16 protein-coding genes are annotated in these 19,154 nt (G+C 67.1%); 6 read left to right on the forward strand and 10 right to left on the reverse strand.

Translation table 11 applies throughout. The features are described from left to right. Positions 1-82 precede the first annotated feature (82 nt). The 6 genes from ACFQ2S_RS11095 to ACFQ2S_RS11120 all read right to left on the reverse strand — a co-directional run bounded on the left by ACFQ2S_RS11095 (position 83) and on the right by ACFQ2S_RS11120 (position 10,431). The gene (locus ACFQ2S_RS11095) at positions 83-3,151 is read right to left on the reverse strand and encodes an efflux RND transporter permease subunit (protein WP_386074522.1); all 3,069 of its coding nucleotides are present in this window, start codon (positions 3,149-3,151) and stop codon (positions 83-85) included. 10 nt (positions 3,152-3,161) lie between these two features. After that, on the reverse strand, positions 3,162-4,235 hold the full coding sequence (locus tag ACFQ2S_RS11100; RefSeq protein WP_386074523.1) for an efflux RND transporter periplasmic adaptor subunit: 1,074 nt from the start codon (positions 4,233-4,235) through the stop codon (positions 3,162-3,164). Continuing rightward, complete coding sequence (locus ACFQ2S_RS11105) at positions 4,232-4,720, reverse strand: MarR family winged helix-turn-helix transcriptional regulator (RefSeq protein ID WP_386074524.1); 489 nt, start codon at positions 4,718-4,720, stop codon at positions 4,232-4,234. Before ACFQ2S_RS11105 ends, ACFQ2S_RS11100 begins: the two co-directional genes overlap by 4 nt. A 218-nt stretch (positions 4,721-4,938) precedes the next feature. Next, complete coding sequence (gene murJ / locus ACFQ2S_RS11110; RefSeq protein ID WP_386074525.1) at positions 4,939-6,489, reverse strand: murein biosynthesis integral membrane protein MurJ; 1,551 nt, start codon at positions 6,487-6,489, stop codon at positions 4,939-4,941. Further along, entirely contained in the window at positions 6,486-9,302 is a 2,817-nt protein-coding gene (locus tag ACFQ2S_RS11115) for a [protein-PII] uridylyltransferase (protein ID WP_386074526.1), read from the reverse strand. Before ACFQ2S_RS11115 ends, murJ begins: the two co-directional genes overlap by 4 nt. After that, positions 9,262-10,431: an ABC transporter substrate-binding protein gene (locus ACFQ2S_RS11120; protein ID WP_386074527.1), complete on the reverse strand. Its 1,170-nt coding sequence runs from the start codon at positions 10,429-10,431 to the stop codon at positions 9,262-9,264. Before ACFQ2S_RS11120 ends, ACFQ2S_RS11115 begins: the two co-directional genes overlap by 41 nt. Before the next feature lie 94 nt (positions 10,432-10,525). Here ACFQ2S_RS11120 and rsmI point away from each other — a divergent pair, with 94 nt between their 5' ends. From rsmI to ACFQ2S_RS11140, 4 genes are all read left to right on the forward strand, one after another. After that, positions 10,526-11,419: a 16S rRNA (cytidine(1402)-2'-O)-methyltransferase gene (gene rsmI / locus ACFQ2S_RS11125; protein WP_386074528.1), complete on the forward strand. Its 894-nt coding sequence runs from the start codon at positions 10,526-10,528 to the stop codon at positions 11,417-11,419. Beyond that, a complete protein-coding gene (locus ACFQ2S_RS11130) occupies positions 11,416-11,769 on the forward strand; it encodes a YraN family protein (RefSeq protein ID WP_386074529.1) in 354 nt (117 codons plus the stop codon). Before rsmI ends, ACFQ2S_RS11130 begins: the two co-directional genes overlap by 4 nt. A 66-nt stretch (positions 11,770-11,835) precedes the next feature. Beyond that, entirely contained in the window at positions 11,836-12,780 is a 945-nt protein-coding gene (gshB, locus tag ACFQ2S_RS11135; protein ID WP_386074530.1) for a glutathione synthase, read from the forward strand. Continuing rightward, a complete protein-coding gene (locus tag ACFQ2S_RS11140) occupies positions 12,777-13,664 on the forward strand; it encodes an alpha/beta hydrolase (RefSeq protein WP_386074531.1) in 888 nt (295 codons plus the stop codon). Before gshB ends, ACFQ2S_RS11140 begins: the two co-directional genes overlap by 4 nt. A 22-nt stretch (positions 13,665-13,686) precedes the next feature. On the opposite strand, the gene ACFQ2S_RS11145 is transcribed toward ACFQ2S_RS11140, so the two are convergent. The 4 genes from ACFQ2S_RS11145 to cobU form a co-directional block, all read right to left on the reverse strand. Then, positions 13,687-15,201 (reverse strand): YifB family Mg chelatase-like AAA ATPase, encoded by a 1,515-nt coding sequence (locus tag ACFQ2S_RS11145; protein WP_386074532.1) that lies wholly within the window; start codon positions 15,199-15,201, stop codon positions 13,687-13,689. Positions 15,202-15,249: 48 nt separating this feature from the next. Beyond that, a complete protein-coding gene (locus ACFQ2S_RS11150; protein WP_386074533.1) occupies positions 15,250-16,125 on the reverse strand; it encodes a glutathione S-transferase in 876 nt (291 codons plus the stop codon). A gap of 117 nt (positions 16,126-16,242) precedes the next feature. Continuing rightward, complete coding sequence (locus ACFQ2S_RS11155) at positions 16,243-16,815, reverse strand: histidine phosphatase family protein (RefSeq protein ID WP_089234391.1); 573 nt, start codon at positions 16,813-16,815, stop codon at positions 16,243-16,245. Further along, positions 16,809-17,342 carry a bifunctional adenosylcobinamide kinase/adenosylcobinamide-phosphate guanylyltransferase gene (gene cobU / locus ACFQ2S_RS11160; RefSeq protein WP_386074534.1) on the reverse strand — a complete coding sequence of 178 codons (534 nt, stop codon included), beginning with the start codon at positions 17,340-17,342 and terminating at the stop codon, positions 16,809-16,811. The genes ACFQ2S_RS11155 and cobU overlap by 7 nt, the downstream gene beginning before the upstream one ends. A gap of 100 nt (positions 17,343-17,442) precedes the next feature. Between cobU and ACFQ2S_RS11165 the strand changes: the two genes are divergently transcribed. Then, positions 17,443-18,321: an RNA polymerase factor sigma-32 gene (locus ACFQ2S_RS11165; protein WP_386074535.1), complete on the forward strand. Its 879-nt coding sequence runs from the start codon at positions 17,443-17,445 to the stop codon at positions 18,319-18,321. Further along, positions 18,318-19,136, forward strand: coding sequence for a ChaN family lipoprotein (locus tag ACFQ2S_RS11170; RefSeq protein ID WP_386074536.1), 819 nt, complete (start codon positions 18,318-18,320; stop codon positions 19,134-19,136). The genes ACFQ2S_RS11165 and ACFQ2S_RS11170 overlap by 4 nt, the downstream gene beginning before the upstream one ends. Positions 19,137-19,154 lie beyond the last annotated feature (18 nt).

A 19,154-nucleotide genomic window follows, 5' to 3' on the forward strand; every position in this document is an offset into this window, starting at 1 on the left:
GGGGGCGGCGGCCGGCTGATCGCCGCACGCGCCCCGCTGGAACGACAAAGGCCGCGCGATTTTACGCGCGGCCTTTTTCTTTCTATGCCGGGACGCCGGTGGCGAGATCCCTCGCGTGGCGTTTGCGCTCCTCGGCCATCCCCTGCTTGCGGAAGAAGATGTAGTAGAGCACCGGCGCGGCCACGAGGGTGAGCACCGTGGCAAAGGCCAGCCCGCCCATGATGGTCACCGCCATCGAGACGAAGAAGGCATCGGTCAGCAGCGGGATCATCCCGAGGATGGTCGTCGCCGCCGCCAGCACCACCGGCCGCAGACGCGAGGTCGAGGCCCGGATGATCGCCGGTTTCAGCTCCAGCCCGTCGTGGCGCAGCAGGTCGATCTCCTCTACCAGCACGATGCCGTTCTTGATCAGCATGCCCGAGAGGCTCAGCAGGCCCAGGAGGGCAGTGAAGCTGAAGGGCAGGCCGGTCATCCCGAGGCCGATCACCACGCCGTTCACCGACATCGGCACCAGCAGCCAGATGATCAGCGGCTGGCGAAGGGCGTTGAACAGCACGATCGAGATCAGCACCATGATGAGGAAGCTCATCGGGAGCTGCTTTCCAAGCGCGGCCTGCGCCTCGCCGGAGTTCTCGTGCTCACCGCCCCAGGCCATGCTGTAGCCGATCGGCAGGTCCATCGCTTCGATGGCCGCGCTGATCTCGCTATGAACGGTGGCGGCCGTCACGTCGTCGCGGATGTCTGCGCCGACGGTGATGGTGAACTGGCGGTCGCGCCGCTGCACCAGCGTGTCCTCGGGGATGAACTCGAAGCCGTCGATTACCTGCTCGATCGGCACAAAGGTCCCGGCCGCCGTCGAATAGACCACCTGGTCCATCAGCGTGAGGCTCGAGTCGAGCGGCTCGCGGATGATGATCGGGATCAGCCGGTCGTCTTCCCGGTAGGTGCCGCCGCGGGTGCCGTCCGTGGCGTACTGCAGGATCGAGGCGATGTCGTCGCGGGTGATGCCCGCGGTCTGCGCCCGGTCGGTCGAGTAGATAGGCCGCAGCACCAGTTCCTTCTCGCGCCAGTCGGTGTGCATCGTGGTGAGGTTGTCGCTGGCACCCCGCATGATCCCCATCGCCTCGTCGGCGAGGGTGCGCAGGACCTCCGGGTCGTTACCGGACAGGCGCAGCTCGATCGGGTCACCACCGCCGGGCCCGAAGACCAGCCGCTTGGTGCGGAACTCGCCCTCGGGCAGAGCTTCGGCCCCGAAGGCATCGAGATCGGCCTTGAGCGCCGGGATCTGCTCGATGGAATCGGTGCGCACAATCATGTGCCCGTAGCTGGGGTTCGCGTTTTCCGCCGAGTAGGTCAGCATGAATCGTGTCGCGCCCTGACCCACGAAGGTGGTGTAGGAAACCACGTCCTCGCGCTCGTCGAGCCAGTCCTCGACCACCGCCATCTGTTCCGACGTCGTCTTGACCGACGTGCCTTGGGGCAGCTTGTAGTGGACGAAGAACAGCGGCGTGTTGCTGTCGGGGAAGAACTGCTGGGGCAGTTTCGCGAAGGCGTTGAAGCAGAGGGCGGTCAGCGCGATGAGGCCGACGACGACCAGCCAGCGCAGCCGCAGCGCCACGTTCAACGTCCAGCCGAAGGCGCGGAAGAGCGGCCCGCCATAGGCGTCGTGCTCGCCCTCGTCGATCTCGCGGAACAGCAGGTTGCCGAGGTAGGGTGTGACCGTGATGGCGAGGATCCACGACAGCATCAGCGAGATGCCGATCACCGCGAAGAGCGAGAACAGGAACTCGCCGGTGGCGTCGGGGCTGGTGCCGATGCCGGCAAAGGCCATGATGCCGATCACGGTGGCACCGAGCAGCGGGATCTGCGTTTTCTTGGTCGCCTCGTCGGCGGCCACGCGGCCGTTCTTGCCGTGGAGCATCGCAACCTGCATGCCCTCGGCGACGACGATGGCGTTGTCCACGAGCATACCCATGGCGATGATCAGCGCCCCGAGCGAGATCCGTTCCATCTCGATGGAGAACATGTCCATGAAGAACACGGTGCCAACCACGGTCAGGAGCAGCGTCGCGCCGACGACGACCGCTGCCCGCCAGCCCATCGAGATCGCGAGCACCGCGACAACGATGGCGACCGACATCGCGAGGTTCTGCAGGAAGGCGTCGGAAGCCTCCTCGACCACGATGTGCTGCTGGTAGATCGGGCTCATCTCGACCCCGAACGGGATCTCGGCGCTCAGTTCGGCAAGGCGCTCGTCGACCCTCTTGCCGACGGTCACGATGTTCTCGGTTGAAAGCCCGGCGATGCCGAGGGTGAAGGCATCCTTGCCGTCCTGGCGGATGATCAGCGAGGGGTTCTCCTCGCGGTCGCGATAGACATTGGCGAGGTCATAGAGGTTAAGCACCTCGCCACCGACCCCGACCGTCAGCCCGGCAATCGCCGAGACGGTATCGTCACCCTGCGGGCGCTGGATGATGGTCCGGTTCGGGCCGTGCTCGACGCCGCCTGCATCGACCACCGAGTCGGCGGTGGAAAGCGCCGCGGCAAGGGCGGAGGGCGAGATGTTCTGGTTGACCGCGAGCGTCATGTCCGGCTCGACGAAGACGGCCTCCTCGGGCAGGCCCGACACCTCGATATCGGCCACGCCCTCCACGGCGAGCAGTTCGCGCCGCAGGAACGTCGCCAGCTCGTGCTTCTCGGCATCCGAGAAGCCCGGCGCGGTGATCGCGTAGAAGATGCCGAAAACGTCGCCGAAACTGTCGTTGACATAGGGTGTCCCGGCGCCGTCGGGCAGCTGGGCATCTGCGACGCGGTTGCGCAGGTCGGTCCAGATCTTGGGCAGCTCGGTGCCGTCATAGGTCGACTTGATCTCGACCTCGATCAGGGACGAGCCCGGGCGGTTGGTCGAGGTGATGTTGTCCACCTCGCCCATCTTCTGGATCTCGGATTCGATCGGTTCGGAGACCTCCGTCGCCACCTGCTCGGCCGTGGCGCCGGGGTAGGTGGTGACGATGACCGCGTTCTTGATGGTGAAGGCCGGGTCTTCCAGCCGGCCGATGGAATTGAAGCCCCAGATGCCGCCGAGAAGGCAGCCCAGGATGATCAGCCATGTGTAGATCGGCCGCTCGATGGAGGCGCGTGCGATGGTCATGGAGGCGTCCTCAGTTCCCGAAGCCAGCGAAGCGGCGGACCTGCATGCCGTCCTTCAGCTCGTTCACGCCGGCAACAGCGATTTCCTCGCCCGGAGTCAGGCCGGAGACGACCCGGACCTCGCCGTCGTCGGTCGGCTCGATGGCGACCACCGTCCTTGCCAGCGAGCCCTCTGCGGCACCGGTCGGGCGGAAAACGTAGACAAAGGTGCTGCCATCCGTCTCGATCGCGATGGCAGAGGCCGGCACGATGATGCCGCCGTCGTCTTGTGCGAGGGTCGCGGTCACGGTGACCGAGGAGCCGGGCAGGACGGACAGCCCCTCGGGGGCCTGCATCCCGAAGGTGGCGCGATAGGTCTGGCCGATGGCCGAGGTCTCCGCTGTCAGTTCGCGGACCTGCAACGGGTATTCCGTCGCCGAAGAGGGGAACTTCGCCATCACGTTGACTTTCTCCGCGAGGCCGGCCTTCTGGACCAGCACCTCCGGAACATCGACTTCGACCCGGATCTCGGACATGTCGTGCAGCCGCACGACCGGCGTGCCGGCGGAGATCGTAGTGAAGTTCTCGACGCTCCGCGAGGCCACCAGCGCATCGAACGGTGCCAGCAGGGTCGCATCCTCGAGCGCGATCTCGGCATTCTCCAGCGCGATCTCCGCGAGGCCGGCGGATGTCACCGCGTCGTCGATGGCGACTTGGCCGACCGTGCTGCCCTTGAGCTTCTCGAGGCGATCGACCGTCCGGTCCGCCTGCTCCTTCTGCAGCCTCGCCTGCTCCAAGGCGAGCTCGAAGGGGCGCAGGTCGAGCTGCGCGACCAGCGCGCCTTCCTCGATCCGGGTGCCTTCGATCACGGGGAATTCCTGGATCTGGCCGGCCACCTGAAAGGCGAGGTCCACGGTCTTGCGGGCAACGACCTTGCCGAAGAACTGCCGCGTGAGCGTCGCTTCCGCTTCCTCGACCAGCATGAGCTTGACCGGTTTGAGCGCCATCTCCGCAGGCGTTTCCTCCTGCGTGGTGCTTTGCGCGATTGCGGCCAGCCCGATGCAGCCGGCGACCGCGGCGCCGATGACGAGTTTCTTGGTAATCATAGTGTCAATCCCTTGGGGAATCCGGATTTGAGGACGTGTTCGGTCACGGAATCGAAGAAGCCTGCAACCTGCTCGATCTCGCTGGTCGACAGCCCGGAGATCTCCCGGAACTTCGACACGGCGACTTCGATCAGGTTTCTGCGGGCGGAGACGCCGGCCTCGGTGAGGCGGAGCTGCCAAGCGCGCCGGTCGTCGGGATCGCGTTCCCGTTCCAGCAGGCCCTTGGCTTCGAGCGCGTCGGCGACCGAGGTGACGGTCGAGGGTTGGGTGTTGAGCGTCTCGGCGATCTGGCCCATGCGTCGCGGAACGCCCAGGTTCATCAGCATTTGCCGCTCCGACTTGGTCAGCGGCACTACGGTCCTGAACTCTTCCATCTGTTCCTCGAGCGCACGCGCAAGCACCAGGGTGCCGAACATTATGCGCAGCTCCTGGGGAATCAGGTTCAGGTCTTCGCCTAAGATGCAGTCTGCTGTCACGCCAGTCATGAGGCCTCCGTAACCGTTCGGATGCCAGATAGTTCGAAAAATGAAATATCTAAAGTAAAAAATATTTCATTTGCGAAATTTGCGGATCTGCTATGCGTTTTCTGAATGGGGCGCGGTCGCAAAGAATGCTTCGCCGCGCACGCAGATGCGCGGCCACGCCCAACGGGCGGCGGCACATCTTCGATGGGGCAACGACGGGCGGGAGGGCCCGCTCGGCCTCAGGCGGAGTGGTTGCGACGCATCGCGCGGCGAATCTCGGTGAGCTGCGTTGCCCCGACCAACTGCGCGGCGCCGAAGTAGCTCACGATCCCCACGCCCACCAGCACCAGCAGCGCCGCGTAGCGCACCCCGGACTGGTAGAGCGCATCGCCCAGGGCCCATTCGGTCGCGAGAAGGCAGGCGGCCATCACGGCGCAGGCTACCAGGATGCGCCAGCTGCGCCGTTTCAGGCGGTCGTCCAGCACGACGGCCTCGCCCATCCGCCGCGATCCGCGCCACAGCAGAAGCACCATCGCCCAGGCCGCGAGGGTGGTCGCCCAGGCGGCGGCGTAGAATCCGAAGAAGTAGGAACCGCCGATGGCGATGACCGCGTTCAGCACCATCGCGACGAGTGCGTAGTTGAACGGCGTCCGCGTATCGTGACGCGCGAAGTAGAGCGGCTGGAACACTTTCTGAAGCACGAAGGCGGGCAGGCCGAGCCCATAGATCGCGGTGACCAGCGCCGTGCGCGCCGCGGCCTCCGCCCCGAAGGCGCCGCGCTGGTAGAGCACCGAGACGATCGGCTCCGCGATGACCACCAGCGCAACCGCGGCGGGCAGGGTCAGGAGCAGCGCGAACTCGGTCGCGCGGTTCAGAGCGGCGCGGCCGCCCACTGTGTCGTCGGCGGCGAGGCGCCGCGAGAGGTCGGGCAGCAGCACCACGCCGATGGCGATGGCCACCACGCCCAGCGGCAACTGGTAGAGCCGGTCGGCAAGGTTGAGATACTGGATCGCGCCGTCGAAATAGCTGGCGACCTGCCGGCCGACCAGCAGGTTCACCTGCACCACGCCGCCGGCGAGCATCGCCGGGGCGGCGATCCGCGCCAGCCGTTTCATGTCCGGTGTCAGCCGCGGCCGCGAGAGCGTCAGCCGGAACCCGGCCCGGGCGGCCGACCACCAGACCAGCCCGAGCTGCGCCACGCCCGCAACCGGCACGGCCCAGACGAGAAAGGTGCCGAAATCGCCACCAGTCGCCTCGGCCAGCAGCATCGAGGTGACGAGGATCACGTTCAGCAGAACCGGCGCCGCGGCGGCCGCAACAAAGCGGCCCGTCGCGTTCAGCACGCCGGAGAGCAACGCCGCGAGCGAGATGAACAGAATGTAGGGAAAGGCGATGCGGCCGAAATGCACCCCCATGCCGAAGCGTTCGTCGCCGGCAAAGCCCGAGGCCATGGCCAGCACGAGCCAGGGCATCACCGCCTGCGCCAGCAGCGAGAACAGGATCAGCACCGAGGCGAGGCCATTGAACGCGTCCTGGGCAAAGCCCTTCGGGTCCTCGTCGCGCTCCAGCTTTTTGGAGAACATCGGCACGAAGGCCATGTTGAACGCGCCCTCGGCGAAGAAGCGGCGGAACATGTTCGGTAGGCTGAAGGCGATCAGGAAGGCCTCCGCCATAGGCCCGTCCCCCAGCTTGGCCGCGATGACGATATCGCGCACGAATCCAAGGATCCGCGACATCAGGGTCCAGACCCCGACCGTCAGGAATCCCGCCATCAGGCGGATTGGTTTCATTCGGTTCTGGCCCTTTCAGCCCCGCGCTCGATGGCCTGGATCAGCTTTTTCTCGAGAGCGCTGCGCTTGCTCTCGGAGTGGATCTTCAGGCCGAACATGTCCTTCACGTAGAAGGTGTCCACTACCTGAGCGCCATAGGTCGCGATCACGGCCGACGCAATATAGATATTCGCGTTGGCGAGGGTGCGGGTCAGATCGTAGAGCAGGCCGGGCCGGTCGCGGGTGTCGACCTCGATGATCGTGTAGATGTCGGAGCCTTCGTTGTCGAAATGGATCGACGTGGGGAAGCGGAACTCGCGCTCGCGCCGCTTCTGCTTGTCGCGCTTGCTGAGGGCCTGGCCGGTGATGATCTCGCCCTTGAGGCTCTTGTGGATCGTCGCCCGAAGGCGCGGCAGGCGGTCGGCCTCATAGGGCGCGCCGTCGCCGTCCTGGATCCAGAAGATCGCGGTCGCGTAGCCATCCTTGGTCGTATAGGTCCGTGCGTCCACCACGTTGGCGCCCACCAGTGCCAGCGCCCCGGCCAGCCGCGAGAAGATGCCGGGGTGATCGGCCAGCGCGAAACAGGCCCGCGTGGCGTCCCGCCCGGGGTCCTGGGTCAGGTCGATCCGGATCTCGTCGTTCGGGATGCCCTTCAGGAGGCGGGCGAAGATCTGGTGGGTCTCGTTCTGCAGGCCCTGCCAGTAGGGCGGGTAATGCCGCTCGATCTCGGCTTCGATCTCTTCGGGCGTCCAGTCCTGCAGCGAGTCGCGCAGGGCGGCGTGGGCCTCCTCGGCGATGTTGTCCCGGTTGATCTCTTCCAGCCCGTTTTCCAGCGCGTCGGCGGTCTGGCGATGGAGCGAGCGCAGAAGCTGCGCTTTCCAGTTGTTCCAGACGTTCGGTCCGACGCCACGGATGTCACAGACGGTCAGGACGGTAAGCAGGTCGAGCCGCTTGCGGGTCTTCACCGCCTTGGCGAAATCGCGGACCGTGCGCGGATCGGAAATGTCGCGCTTCTGCGCCATGTCCGACATCACGAGGTGGGAGCGCACCAGCCATTCGACCGTGGAGACCTCCTCTTCGTCGAGGCCGAGACGTTGGCAGACCGGACGGGCGATGCGGGCGCCCAGGATCGAATGGTCCTCGACCCGGCCCTTGCCGATGTCGTGCAGGAAGACCGCGAGATAGAGCACGCGGCGGTTCACGCCTCGCTCGAGGATGCGCGAGGCGACGGGTAGTTCCTCGATCAGTTCGCGATGCTCGATCTGCGCGAGGACCCGGATGCACTGGATCGTGTGCTCGTCGACCGTGTAGGCGTGGTAGAAGTTGAACTGCATCATCGCCACGATCGGCTCGAACTCCGGCACGAAGGCTGCCAGGACACCGAGTTCGTTCATGCGCCGAAGCGCCCGCTCGGGGTTGCCGTGGTCGAGCATGAGCCTGAGGAAGATCCGCGCTGCCTCCGGATTGCGGCGCATGTCGGCGTCGATCAGATTCAGGTTGGCCGAGACCAGCCGCATGGCATCGGGGTGAATCAGCGTATCGGTCCGCAGCGCCTCGTCGAAGAGCCGCAAGATGTTGAGCTTGTCGGAGAGGAACGCCTCCTCGTCGACGATCGCCAATCGCCCGTTCTCGATCTCGAAGCCTTCGCGGATCTTCTTGCGGCGGCGAAAGAGTTTCGCGAGCTTGGGGGCTCGCTTCACATGGGCTGTCTCCAGCGCGGTGAGGAAGATCCGCGTGAGCTCGCCTACCTGCGTGGCATGGCGGAAGTAATCCTGCATGAAGTGCTCGACCGCCCGGCGCCCGGAATGGTCGGTGTAGCCGAGCCGTTCGGCCACCGGCACCTGCACGTCGAAGGTCAGCTGGTCCACCGGACGGTCGGTCAGCAGATGCAGATGTGCCCGGCAGGCCCAGAGGAAGGACTCGGCCTGCTCAAAGGCCCAGTATTCTTCCGGCGTAAAGACGCCGAGCCCGACGAGTTCCTCGATGCTCTGCACCCGGTTGACGTATTTCGCGATCCAGAACAAGGATTGCAGATCGCGCAGGCCGCCCTTGCCCTCCTTGATGTTGGGCTCCAGCATGTAGCGCTGCCCGCCCTGCTTGCGGTGACGCTCGGCCCGCTCGGCCAGCTTGGCCTCGATGTAATCCTTGCTCGACCCCTTGAAGAGTTCGTTCCAGAGCCGGTCCGCGAGGGTCTCGGTCAGGGCCGCGTCGCCCTCGAGGTGACGCATCTCGAGCAGCGAGGTCCGGATCGTGAAATCCTCGCGGCCGAGCTTCAGGCAGTCGCGGATGGTGCGGGTGGCGTGGCCGACCTTCAGGCGCAGGTCCCACAGGATGTAGAGCATTTCCTCGACGATATGCTCCACCTCCGGCGTGACCGAATCCTCGCAGAGGAACAGCAGGTCGACATCCGAGTGCGGGGCCATCTCGCCGCGGCCATATCCGCCGACGGCGATGAGGGACATGCGTTGGGGGGTGCGCTTGGCGGGCTTGTCCGACAGCAGAGTCGAGGCCGTCCAGAAGGCGCTCCGGATGATGCAGTCCGTCAACCAGGCGTAGGAATGCACGAGCGGTCGCGCCGCCCGCGGCGAGGCGTCGAACGCCTGTTCGATGGCGTCCCGGCCCCCGGAAAGCGCCTCGGCGAGGATCGCAGTGGCACGGGAGCGCCGGCCCGTGCCCTCCTTCCCTTCGACCGCCTCGGCGAGGCGGTCGGGCAGGCCGGCGGCATCGAAGATGGTGTCGGGCGCGCAGATCAGGTCGCGCGGCGCGGCCGGTGCAACGAAGGCGGGCGTCGGCTCAGAAGCCGAAGCCGTCGAAGCTTCTTGGGGCAGGGTCAATGACGATTACCTGGTTGTTCTGGATCTGGCCGACGGCCAGGCCACGCTGGTTGGTGCCGTTGTCCATCAGCCGGAAGATGCCGTTGACGCCGACGAACCCGGAGCCCTGGGTGAGCGCCGATCGGGTTAGCGCATCGGATTGCCCGCGCCCGACGAGCGCGCCCACTGCGGCGATGCCATCGTAGGACAGGCCGGCCAGCGGGTGCGGCTGGCTGCCGTAGGCGGAGACGTAACGGTCGCGGAAGCTGGCGTTGAGCTGCGGATCGGGCAGGGCCATCCAGGCCCCCTGCAGGCCGGGCTGCGAGAGCGCCTCGGCAGGCACGTCGAGCCGGGTCAGGCCGATGAACTGGTGATTGGGCGCGCCGATGCCGTTCTCCGGAAGAAGCTGCGCCAGGAAACTCATCGCCCCGTCGTTGTCGGAGGTGAAGAAGATCGCGTTCGCGCCGGAGGCCTGCACCTGCTGGCTGATCTGAGGCACCGCCGCGACGATCCCCTGCTGCGAGAAGTCGAAGGAGGCATTGCCCGCGAGCCGCGCCCGGCTGCTGTTGACCGCTCGCAGGATCGCATCCCGGCCGATTTCCTCGGCGGTGGTCCGGGCGTTGACGACAAAGATGTCGCCCTTGCCGCGCGAGGCGGCGAAGCTGGCGAGCCGCGAGGCGGTGTTGTCGAAGGTGTTGCCGAGAACGAAGACGTTGCCGCCAGCGATCGCGGCGTTGTTCGAGAAGGACAACACGTTGATGTTCTTGCTGGCGACGGCAAGACCCGCGGCATTCGCGGCCTCGGAATAGAGCGGGCCGAGGATGATCTTGGCGCCCTCGTCGGCGGCACGGGTGGCGGCGCCGGAGGCGCCTGCGGCGTTGCCGCCCGTGGTGTAGACCCGCAGGTCGATCTGCACATTGCCGAGATCGGCGATTGCCATGCGGGCCGCGTTCTCGAGGCTGCGCGAAACCAGCGCGTCGCCGCCCGCCCCGCCGGGAACCAGGAGCGCCACGGCGACCGGTGCGCCCGCGTCGATACGGGGGCCGCCGCCGGCGGTCGGCACGGTGTCACAGGCGGCCAGGAAGGCGGCGGCGACGAGGGCCAGGCCGCGGGCCGCGACCGCTCGGGGCATTCTCAATGCAGAAAACATGGACTAAATCTCGCTCTTCGTGGTCGGGGCTGGTATCGGGCATTTGCGGCCCCCGGAACGGGGCCGACCGTAAGGCGTGGAGGGTCGCAAGTAAATGTCTCACACAGAACAGGCACCGGTGTTTCGCTTGGAGACCTTGCCGGCGGGATTTCATTTCGTCGCGACGCCGATCGGAACGGCCCGCGACATCACGCTGCGCGGCCTCGACATTCTCGCCTCCGCGGACGTGATCGCAGCCGAAGATACCCGCACCGCGCGTCACCTGATGGAGCTGCACGGCATTCCCCTCGGCGGACGGCCGATGGTGGCCTACCACGACCACAACGGCGCCAGCCAGCGGCCACGCCTGCTGCGGATGGCGCAGGAGGGGCGCTCCATCGCCTATGTGTCAGAAGCTGGAACGCCGCTCGTCGCCGACCCGGGCTACCAGCTCGGACGCGCCGCGATCGAGGCAGGGGTCATGGTGACCTGCGCACCGGGCCCTTCGGCCGTGCTCGCGGCGCTCACCCTCTCCGGCCTCCCGAGCGACCGGTTCCTGTTTGCCGGTTTCCCGCCGGCCGCCGCAGGGGCGCGCCGCAGCTGGCTCGACGGGCTCGCAGGCAGCGACGCCACGCTGCTTCTGTTCGAATCGCCCAAGCGCATTAGCCGGTTGTTAGGGGAACTGGTCCAGAGTTTCGGCGGGGATCGCGAGGCAGCGGTCTGCCGGGAACTGACCAAGCGATTTGAGGAGGTCGAGCGGGGAACCTTGGCGGACCTCGCGGAAAGGCTGTCGGAGCGGTCCCTGAAGGGAGAGATCGTTCTGGTGATCGACCGAGCGCAGCACCGGGAGGCGGCGCCGGAAGACGTCGAGGCCGCGCTGCGCGAGGCGCTCGGCAGGCTGACGGTGAAGGAAGCATCGGCGGAACTGGCCGGTGTCTATGGTCTGAAACGGCGGGACGTCTACCAGATGGCCTTGCAGATGAAGCAGGAAGGAAAGGACGAGGGATGAGCGGTTCGGTGTCCTACCATGCCGGGCTCGCGGCGGAGGACATCGTCGAGCGTCACTACGCGGGAACCGGTCTTCCAGTGGTCGAACGGCGCTGGCGCGGGCGCGGCGGCGAGATCGACCTGATCGTCCGCGATGGCGATGGCCTGATCTTTGTCGAGGTCAAGAAGGCGCGGGATTTCGCACGCGCCGTGGAACGGGTCACGCCGCGCCAGATGGAGCGGATCGTGGCGTCCGCATCCGAATACATCGGCCGGATGCCGAACGGACAACTTACCGAGATGCGGTTCGACGTTGCGTTGGTCGATGCCCGCGGCGGGCTGCGCGTGCTGGAGAATGCCTTCGGCGCCTGACGCGAGCGGTTGCCTCCTCCGGGCACATCGGCGATGAAGTCGGAAAGCTTACGGGGAGCGCCTGCAATGCCACTGCGAATTGCCTTTCAGATGGACCCGGTGACCGGGGTCAATATCGACGCGGACAGCACGTTCCGGCTGGCCGAGGAAGCCCAGGCTCGCGGTCACGAGATGTTCTTCTACACCCCCGAGCGGCTGACCTGGCAGGACGGCCGCGTCATGGCGCGGGCACAGGCGATGACGGTGCGGCGGGTCCAGGGCGATCACGTGACGCTCGGCCCCGAGGTGCAGCTCGACCTCGGTGAAATGGATGTCGTCTGGCTGCGGCAGGACCCGCCGTTCGACATGGGCTACATCACGACCACGCACATCCTCGAGTGGCTGTCGCCGAAGGTCCTCGTGGCCAACGACCCGTTCTGGGTCCGCAACTGCCCCGAGAAGCTGCTCGTCCTGCAGTTCCCCGACCTGATCCCTCCGACGATGATCGCGCGTGACCTGCCAGACCTGCGGCGCTTCAAGAAGGAGCATGGCGACATCATCCTCAAGCCGCTTTACGGCAACGGCGGTGCCGGCGTGTTCCGGCTGGACCCGAACGACCGCAACCTGGCATCCCTGCATGAGTTGTTCGCCTCGCTGAGCAGCGAGCCGCTTATCGCCCAGAAGTTCATTCCCGACGTCAGCAATGGCGACAAACGCGTGATTCTGGTGGACGGCGAGCCGGTTGGGGCGATCAACCGGGTGCCCGCGGAGGGCGAGACGCGGTCGAACATGCATGTCGGCGGGCGGCCCGAGAAGATCGCGCTGACCGAGCGCGACCGGGAAATCTGCGCGGCCATCGGTCCGCTGTTGCGGGAGCGCGGCCAGATCTTCGTGGGCATCGACGTGATCGGCGACTACCTGACCGAGATCAACGTGACCTCTCCCACCGGGATCCAGGAGCTCGAGCGTTTCGACGGGATCAACGTCGCGGAGAAGATCTGGCAGGCGATCGAGGCGCGGCGGGCGGTGTGAGCCGGAGGCTCCGGCTCCTTAACGCGGCGCTGCGCCGGGTGGTCAAGCCCAGGCTCGCTGCAACCTCCTCGATCGCCGAGGCACGGCGCGACCTCGACCGAATGTCGGCGCGTTTCCTGCGCCGCCCGCCCTACCTGCTGCATCAGAGATCGGCGGGCGAGCCCGTCCTCCACTGGGTCAGTTCCGGACCGGTGTCGCAGGTGCGCGTGATCCTCTACTTCCACGGGGGCGCCTATATCGCGGGCCGACCGGAGAACTTCCTGAGCATCATGGGGCGTCTTTCTCGAGTGACGGGCCTTCCCATCGCAGCGCCGGCCTACAGGCTGGCGCCCGAGCATCCCGCGCCCGCCGCGTTCGACGATGCGTGCCGCGCGCATGCGCGCCTTCTGGAGCTCGGCTACTCGTCGGACCGGATCATTCTGGGCGGCGACAGCGCCGGCGGGGGGCTGGCGCTGTCGCTGCTGGCCTGGCTCTGCGCGCAAGGGCAGCGGCCCGCGGCCGTTTTCGCCTTTTCGCCTTGGGTCGACCTCGGACTTTCCGGCCCCAGCGTCGTCGAGAATGCGGAGCGCGATCCGTTCCTGCCGGCGGCCCGACTGCAGCGCGCCAGCGAACTGGCGCTGGGCGATTTGCCGGCGGATGATCCGCGCATCTCGCCGCTCTACTCGTTTTACGACGCGCCGCCGCCGGTTCAGTTGCACGTCGGCACGACGGAGATGCTGAGGGACGACAGTCGGCGCATGGCGGCGCATCTTCGGGATGCCGGAGGCATGGTCGAGCTGAACGAATGGGAGGACGTGCCGCATATCTGGCCGATCTTCGACGGCTACATCCCCGAGGCGCGCGAATGCATCGGCTCGGTGGCGCGGTTCATCGAGCAGCACTGATCCGGGACGCGGCTGCGGGGCGCTATCCCGCAAGTGCGCTGCTGAGACGGAAGGAAACGGCTTCGGCGACATGGGGCCGACGCACCTCTGCGCTTCCATCGAGGTCGGCAATGGTGCGTGCGACACGCAGAATCCGGTGGTAGCCGCGCGCGGTCAGGCCGAAGCGGTCCGAGACCTTCTGCAGGAGCGCGCGGCCCTCGGAATCGGGGCGTGCGGATTGCTCCAGCAGGCCGCCTTCGGCGTCGGCATTGACGCGCACGCCCGAGGCTTCTGCATACCTTTCCGTCTGGACGTCGCGGGCGCGAGATACCCGGGCCGCGATCTCTGCCGATCCTTCCCCGGCCTCCGGCAGGTCGAGGTCCGAAAAGGCGACGGGCGGCACCTCGATGCGCAGGTCGAACCGGTCGAGCAGCGGCCCGGAGATCCGGCCAAGATAATCCTCGCCGCAAGCGGGCGCGCGGGCGCAGGCGCGGCCCGGTTCGGCAAGATGGCCGCAGCGGCAGGGATTTGCGGCGGCGACCAGCAGGAAGCGGCATGGGTAGCGCACATGGGCATTGGCGCGGGCGACCACGACCTCGCCAGTCTCGATCGGCTGGCGCAGGGTCTCGAGCACCTGTCGCGGGAACTCCGGCAGTTCGTCGAGAAACAGGACGCCGTTGTGGGCGAGCGAGATTTCCCCCGGTTTCGCACCGCGGCCGCCGCCGACGATGGCCGGGACCGAGGCGGTGTGATGCGGCTCCCGGAACGGCCGGTCGCGGGAAATGCCGCCTTCGTCCAGCAGGCCGGCCAGCGAGTGGATCATCGAGGTTTCGAGCGCCTCGGCCGGCGAGAGCGGCGGCAGGATGCCGGGCATCCGAGCCGCGAGCATCGACTTGCCAGCGCCCGGCGCGCCGACGAGCAGAACGTGATGGCGGCCGGCCGCGGCGATCTCCAGCGCCCTTTTGGCGCGCTCCTGGCCCTTCACGTCGCGAAAGTCGCGCAGGTTGCCGGTGGTGACGACCTCTCCGGCGCTGGCCGGGGCGAGGGGCGTCTGGCCGGTGAAATGGCGCACGGCGGCGGTAAGGGAGGCCGGTGCAATGACCTGCACGGCATCGACCCAGGCCGCTTCGGGGCCACAAGACGCCGGGCAGAGCAGGCTGCGGCCGTCCTCGGCGGCGGTCATCGCGGCGGGCAGCGCGCCGATGACCGATACCAGGTCGCCATCGAGCGACAGCTCTCCAAGGGCTACGGTCTGTTCGACGAGGTCGGCCGGGACGATCTCCAGCGCCGCGAGCAACGCCATCGCGATCGGCAGGTCGAAATGCGATCCTTCCTTGGGCAAGTCCGCGGGCGAGAGATTGACGGTGATCCGCTTGGAGGGCAGGGCGACAGCCATCGCGCCGAGCGCCGCCCGCACGCGCTCTCGGGCCTCGCTCACCGCCTTGTCCGGCAGGCCAACGATGGAAAAGGCCGGGATGCCAGCGCTGATCGCGCATTGCACTTCGACGGGCCGGGCTTCCACGCCCTCGAAGGCCACCGTATGCGCCCGCGCAACCATCTAACGCCTCGTTTCGACAAAGTCGGCCGAGGATGCGGGCAGGATGGTTTACATAGTCTTAATGAGAGGGGCCAGCTGCGGCCAAGCCGCCGGATCGGCGACGGATTTGTCGCGGCAGAACGGGTTGCAGAAGCCGATGACACGGCCGGCGATCTCGGCGTAGTCGGTTACCGGATCGCCGGAATAGGGGCAGGTCTCGTTAATCGACGGCCCCGCATCGACCGCCCGCGCCGGGATCGGTTCCGGTCCGGGCCAGTCGGCCAGCGGGTAGTCGCGGTCGTACCAGGGCAGGTCGGTGCCCTCCGCGATCCCCATCGCCCGCCAACGCCGGAACGCGGGGTCGGCCAGATGGGCCGCGACATAGGCCTGGCCGGCCTCGGAGACCGGCAGGCCATAGCCCGCGATCCGCGCCGCAACCGGAGCGTAGAACGCGTCGGCGATCGAATAATCTCCGCAGAGCCACGGGCCTTTGGGGCGGAGGCTCGTGCGGGCGTGGTCCCAGATCTGCTCGATCCGATCGAGATCGGCCTGCAGGTCCCCGCGCACCGGCGCTTCGGAATAGGCGGCCTGCAGGTTCATCGGGCACTGGCTGCGCAGTGCGGTGAACCCGCTGTGCATCTCGGCGGCGAGACAGCGGGCGATGGCGCGGGCGGTGGGGTCGGAGGGCCAGTGGCCGGCCTCGGGATGACGGCTTGCCAGTTCCTCGGCGATCGCGAGCGAATCCCAGAGGATCGTCCCGTCGGTCATGCGCAGGGTCGGCACGGTGCGGGCCGGCGGAACGGCTTCCAGTTGCTCCGCGACGCCGGCTTCGAGGAAGTCCACCTTGCGGACCTTACAGGTCAATCCGAACCGCTCGAACAGCAGCCAGCCACGTAGCGACCAAGAGGAATAGGCCCGGCTCCCGATGAACAACTCATACGTCACGATGCACCTCCGCGGGGGATCCCGCGCTGACTGAACGCCCCTTGGCGTAAAGAAGATCACCGCTCCGGTCCATGCCAATCTGAGGCCAATCGTCCCGGGCGGCGGATGCGCGCCGGGTCAGGGGTGGTGGTTGACCAGATCGACGGACCAGCCCTGGCCGTTCCAGACGAGGCAGGTGACGGACAGCGCGTCGATCTCCTGGGCGAGCGCCTCGGTCGGGGTGCAGCCGCGTGCGCGCTGGACTTGGGTCAGGATGGTGCCGAAATGGGCGACGGCGATGATGTCCCCCGCCTCCCCGGTGAGCCAGTCCACGACCTTGCCGACCCTGTGCGACAGGTCGTTCCAGCTTTCACCGCCGGGCGGGTGCACGTCGCCCGGGCTCTCCCAGTAGCGGCGCACCAGGCGCGGATCCTCGGCCTGCACATCGTCGAAACTGCGCGCTTCCCAGGCGCCGAAGTTGATCTCCCGCAGCCCGGCCTCGTTGGGCAACCGCGCGCGGTCCCGCTGGAGGCGGTCGGCGGTGGTGATGGCGCGGGTGAGATCCGAAGAGATCACCGTGGCCTCCGCCGGCAGGAAGTCCGCCAGCCGGTCCAGCCGGTCGGTGTCGGAGAGGTCGGCGGGGACGTCCGTCCAGCCGTTCATGTCGCGCCGTCCCGTCGGGCCGTGGCGCACCCACCACCACCTTACCATGTGGCGGTTTCCGGAAGCGTTCCCTTAAGCACGAGCGGCAGCCCGGCCATCACCGCGACCACCCGGTCGGCACGCTCCGCGATCTGCCGATTGAGCCGGCCCTGCAGGTCCCGGAACCGGCGCGACAGGGCGTTGTCCGGCACGATCCCCAAGCCGACCTCGTTCGAGACGACGACTACGGGCACATTGCAGGTGTCGAGCGCGTCGAGCAGCGCCGGGATCTCCTCCTCCAGCGGCGCATCCGCAAGCAGACGGTTGCTCAGCCACATGGTGACGCAGTCGAGCAGGGCGACATGGCCGTCAGGCAGGCTGGAGAGCGCCTCGGTCAGCATCTGCGGCGCTTCGATTGTCTGCCAGCCGCCGCCGCGATCGCTGCGGTGCCGGGCGATCTTGGCTTCCATCTCCGGATCGAAGGCCTGCGCGGTGGCGACATAGACCTTCGGCAGCCCGGTGGTTCCCACCAGCCGCTCGGCCCAGTCCGACTTGCCGGAGCTCGCGCCCCCCAGAACCAGGGTCAGTCCCGTCATCTCCGGCCGCTCCGTTTTATTTTGATCCGACTTCCGACGCCTTCCGTAACAGAACACAAGAGAGATGAGAACGCCTGCGAAGCATGACGGAGGGGAGACCATGCCACTCGATCAAACCCGTGATATGACGTTGTCCCGCCGCGCGATGTCGGCGGAACTTCTGGACGCCGAGACCGAACTGGATCTCGCTCGCGCATGGCGGGACAGGCGAGACACCGAGGCACTTCACCGTCTGGTCACTGCCTACATGAGGCTGGCGATCTCCATGGCCTCCAAGTATCGCCGCTACGGCGCACCCATGAACGACCTCATCCAGGAAGCTGCGCTTGGTCTCATGAAGGCTGCCGACAAGTTCGACCCGGACAGGGGCGTTCGATTCTCGACCTACGCGGTCTGGTGGATCAAAGCCTCGATCCAGGATCACGTGCTGCGGAACTGGTCGCTGGTGCGGACCGGTTCCACCTCCAGCCAGAAAGCGCTTTTCTTCAACCTGCGCCGGGTTCAGGCTCGGCTCGAGCGCGAGGCGGAGGCAGAGGGCGCGCCTCTCGACGGCCACCAGCTCCGTCAGCAGATCGCCACGGAGATCGGTGTGCCGCTGAAGGACGTCGAGATGATGCAGGGCCGGCTGTCGGGAGGTGATTTCTCGCTAAACGCCACGCAATCCTCGGATGACGAGGGGCGGGAGTGGGTCGAGACCCTTGAAGACGACGGGCCGTGCGCCGCAGACCTTGTCGAAGTCGATCGCGATCAGGAAACGCTGCGCGGGTGGCTCCAGGCCGCGTTGCAGGATCTTCCGGAACGCGAGCGGTTCATCGTGATCGAGCGCAAGCTCCGGGACGAGCCGCGTACGCTGGAGTCGCTCGGTGTCGAGCTTGGGCTTTCCAAGGAGCGTGTCCGCCAGCTGGAGGCCGCGGCCTTCGCAAAGATGCGCAAGACGCTAGAGGGCAACAGCCCGGAGGTGTATCAGTTGCTGGCATGAAGCTGTCGCTGACCCCCTTGTGTTTCACCCTGCTCGCCGGTCAGGCCTTGGCTGGAGACGTCGGGAGCGTAGAGGTGTTCGATCCTGCCGACGCCCCGGTGGTGATCCTAGGCGAGGTGCACGACAACCCTGCGCATCACGCCAATCAGGCTGAGGTGGTCGGGTCAATCCAGCCCGCAGCGCTCGTGTTCGAGATGTTCACCCCTGAACAAGCCGAGACTGCCAACGACATGGCGCGCGAGGATGGCGCGGCGTTGGCCGAGGCCTTGGCCTGGTCGGAGACGGGCTGGCCCGATTTCTCACTCTACCATCCGATCCTGCTGGCGGCCCCGGAGGCGCGCATCTATGGCGCAGCGGTGGCGCGGGAAGACCTGATGGAGGCCATGGGCAGCAGCGCCGCAGAGGTCTTTGGCGACGAGGCCGAGCGCTATGGGCTCGGTCCGTTGCCCGAAGCGGAGCAGGCCGAACGCGAGGCGATGCAGATGGAGGCTCATTGCAACGCCCTCCCCGAGGAGATGCTCGGCGGAATGGTCGAGGCACAGCGCCTGCGCGACGCACGGTTCAGCGAGACGACGCTGGTGGCACTGGAGGAAACCGGCGGACCGGTGGCCGTGATCACCGGCAATGGCCATGCCCGGCGGGACTGGGGCATGCCGGCCTACCTTGCCGCCGCCGCGCCGGGACTGCGTGTCGTGACACTCGGCCAGTTCGAGGCGCCGTTCGACGCGGCATCGGGCGAGGTTCCGCATGATGCCTGGCTGGTGACCGAGCCGGCGGAGCGCGAGGACCCTTGCGCGGTGTTCCGCAAGGGGTGAGCCGGCCGCCGCTGCTTG

The organism is Tropicimonas aquimaris (genome assembly GCF_042676185.1).
Taxonomy (GTDB): Bacteria; Pseudomonadota; Alphaproteobacteria; order Rhodobacterales; family Rhodobacteraceae; genus Tropicimonas; species Tropicimonas aquimaris.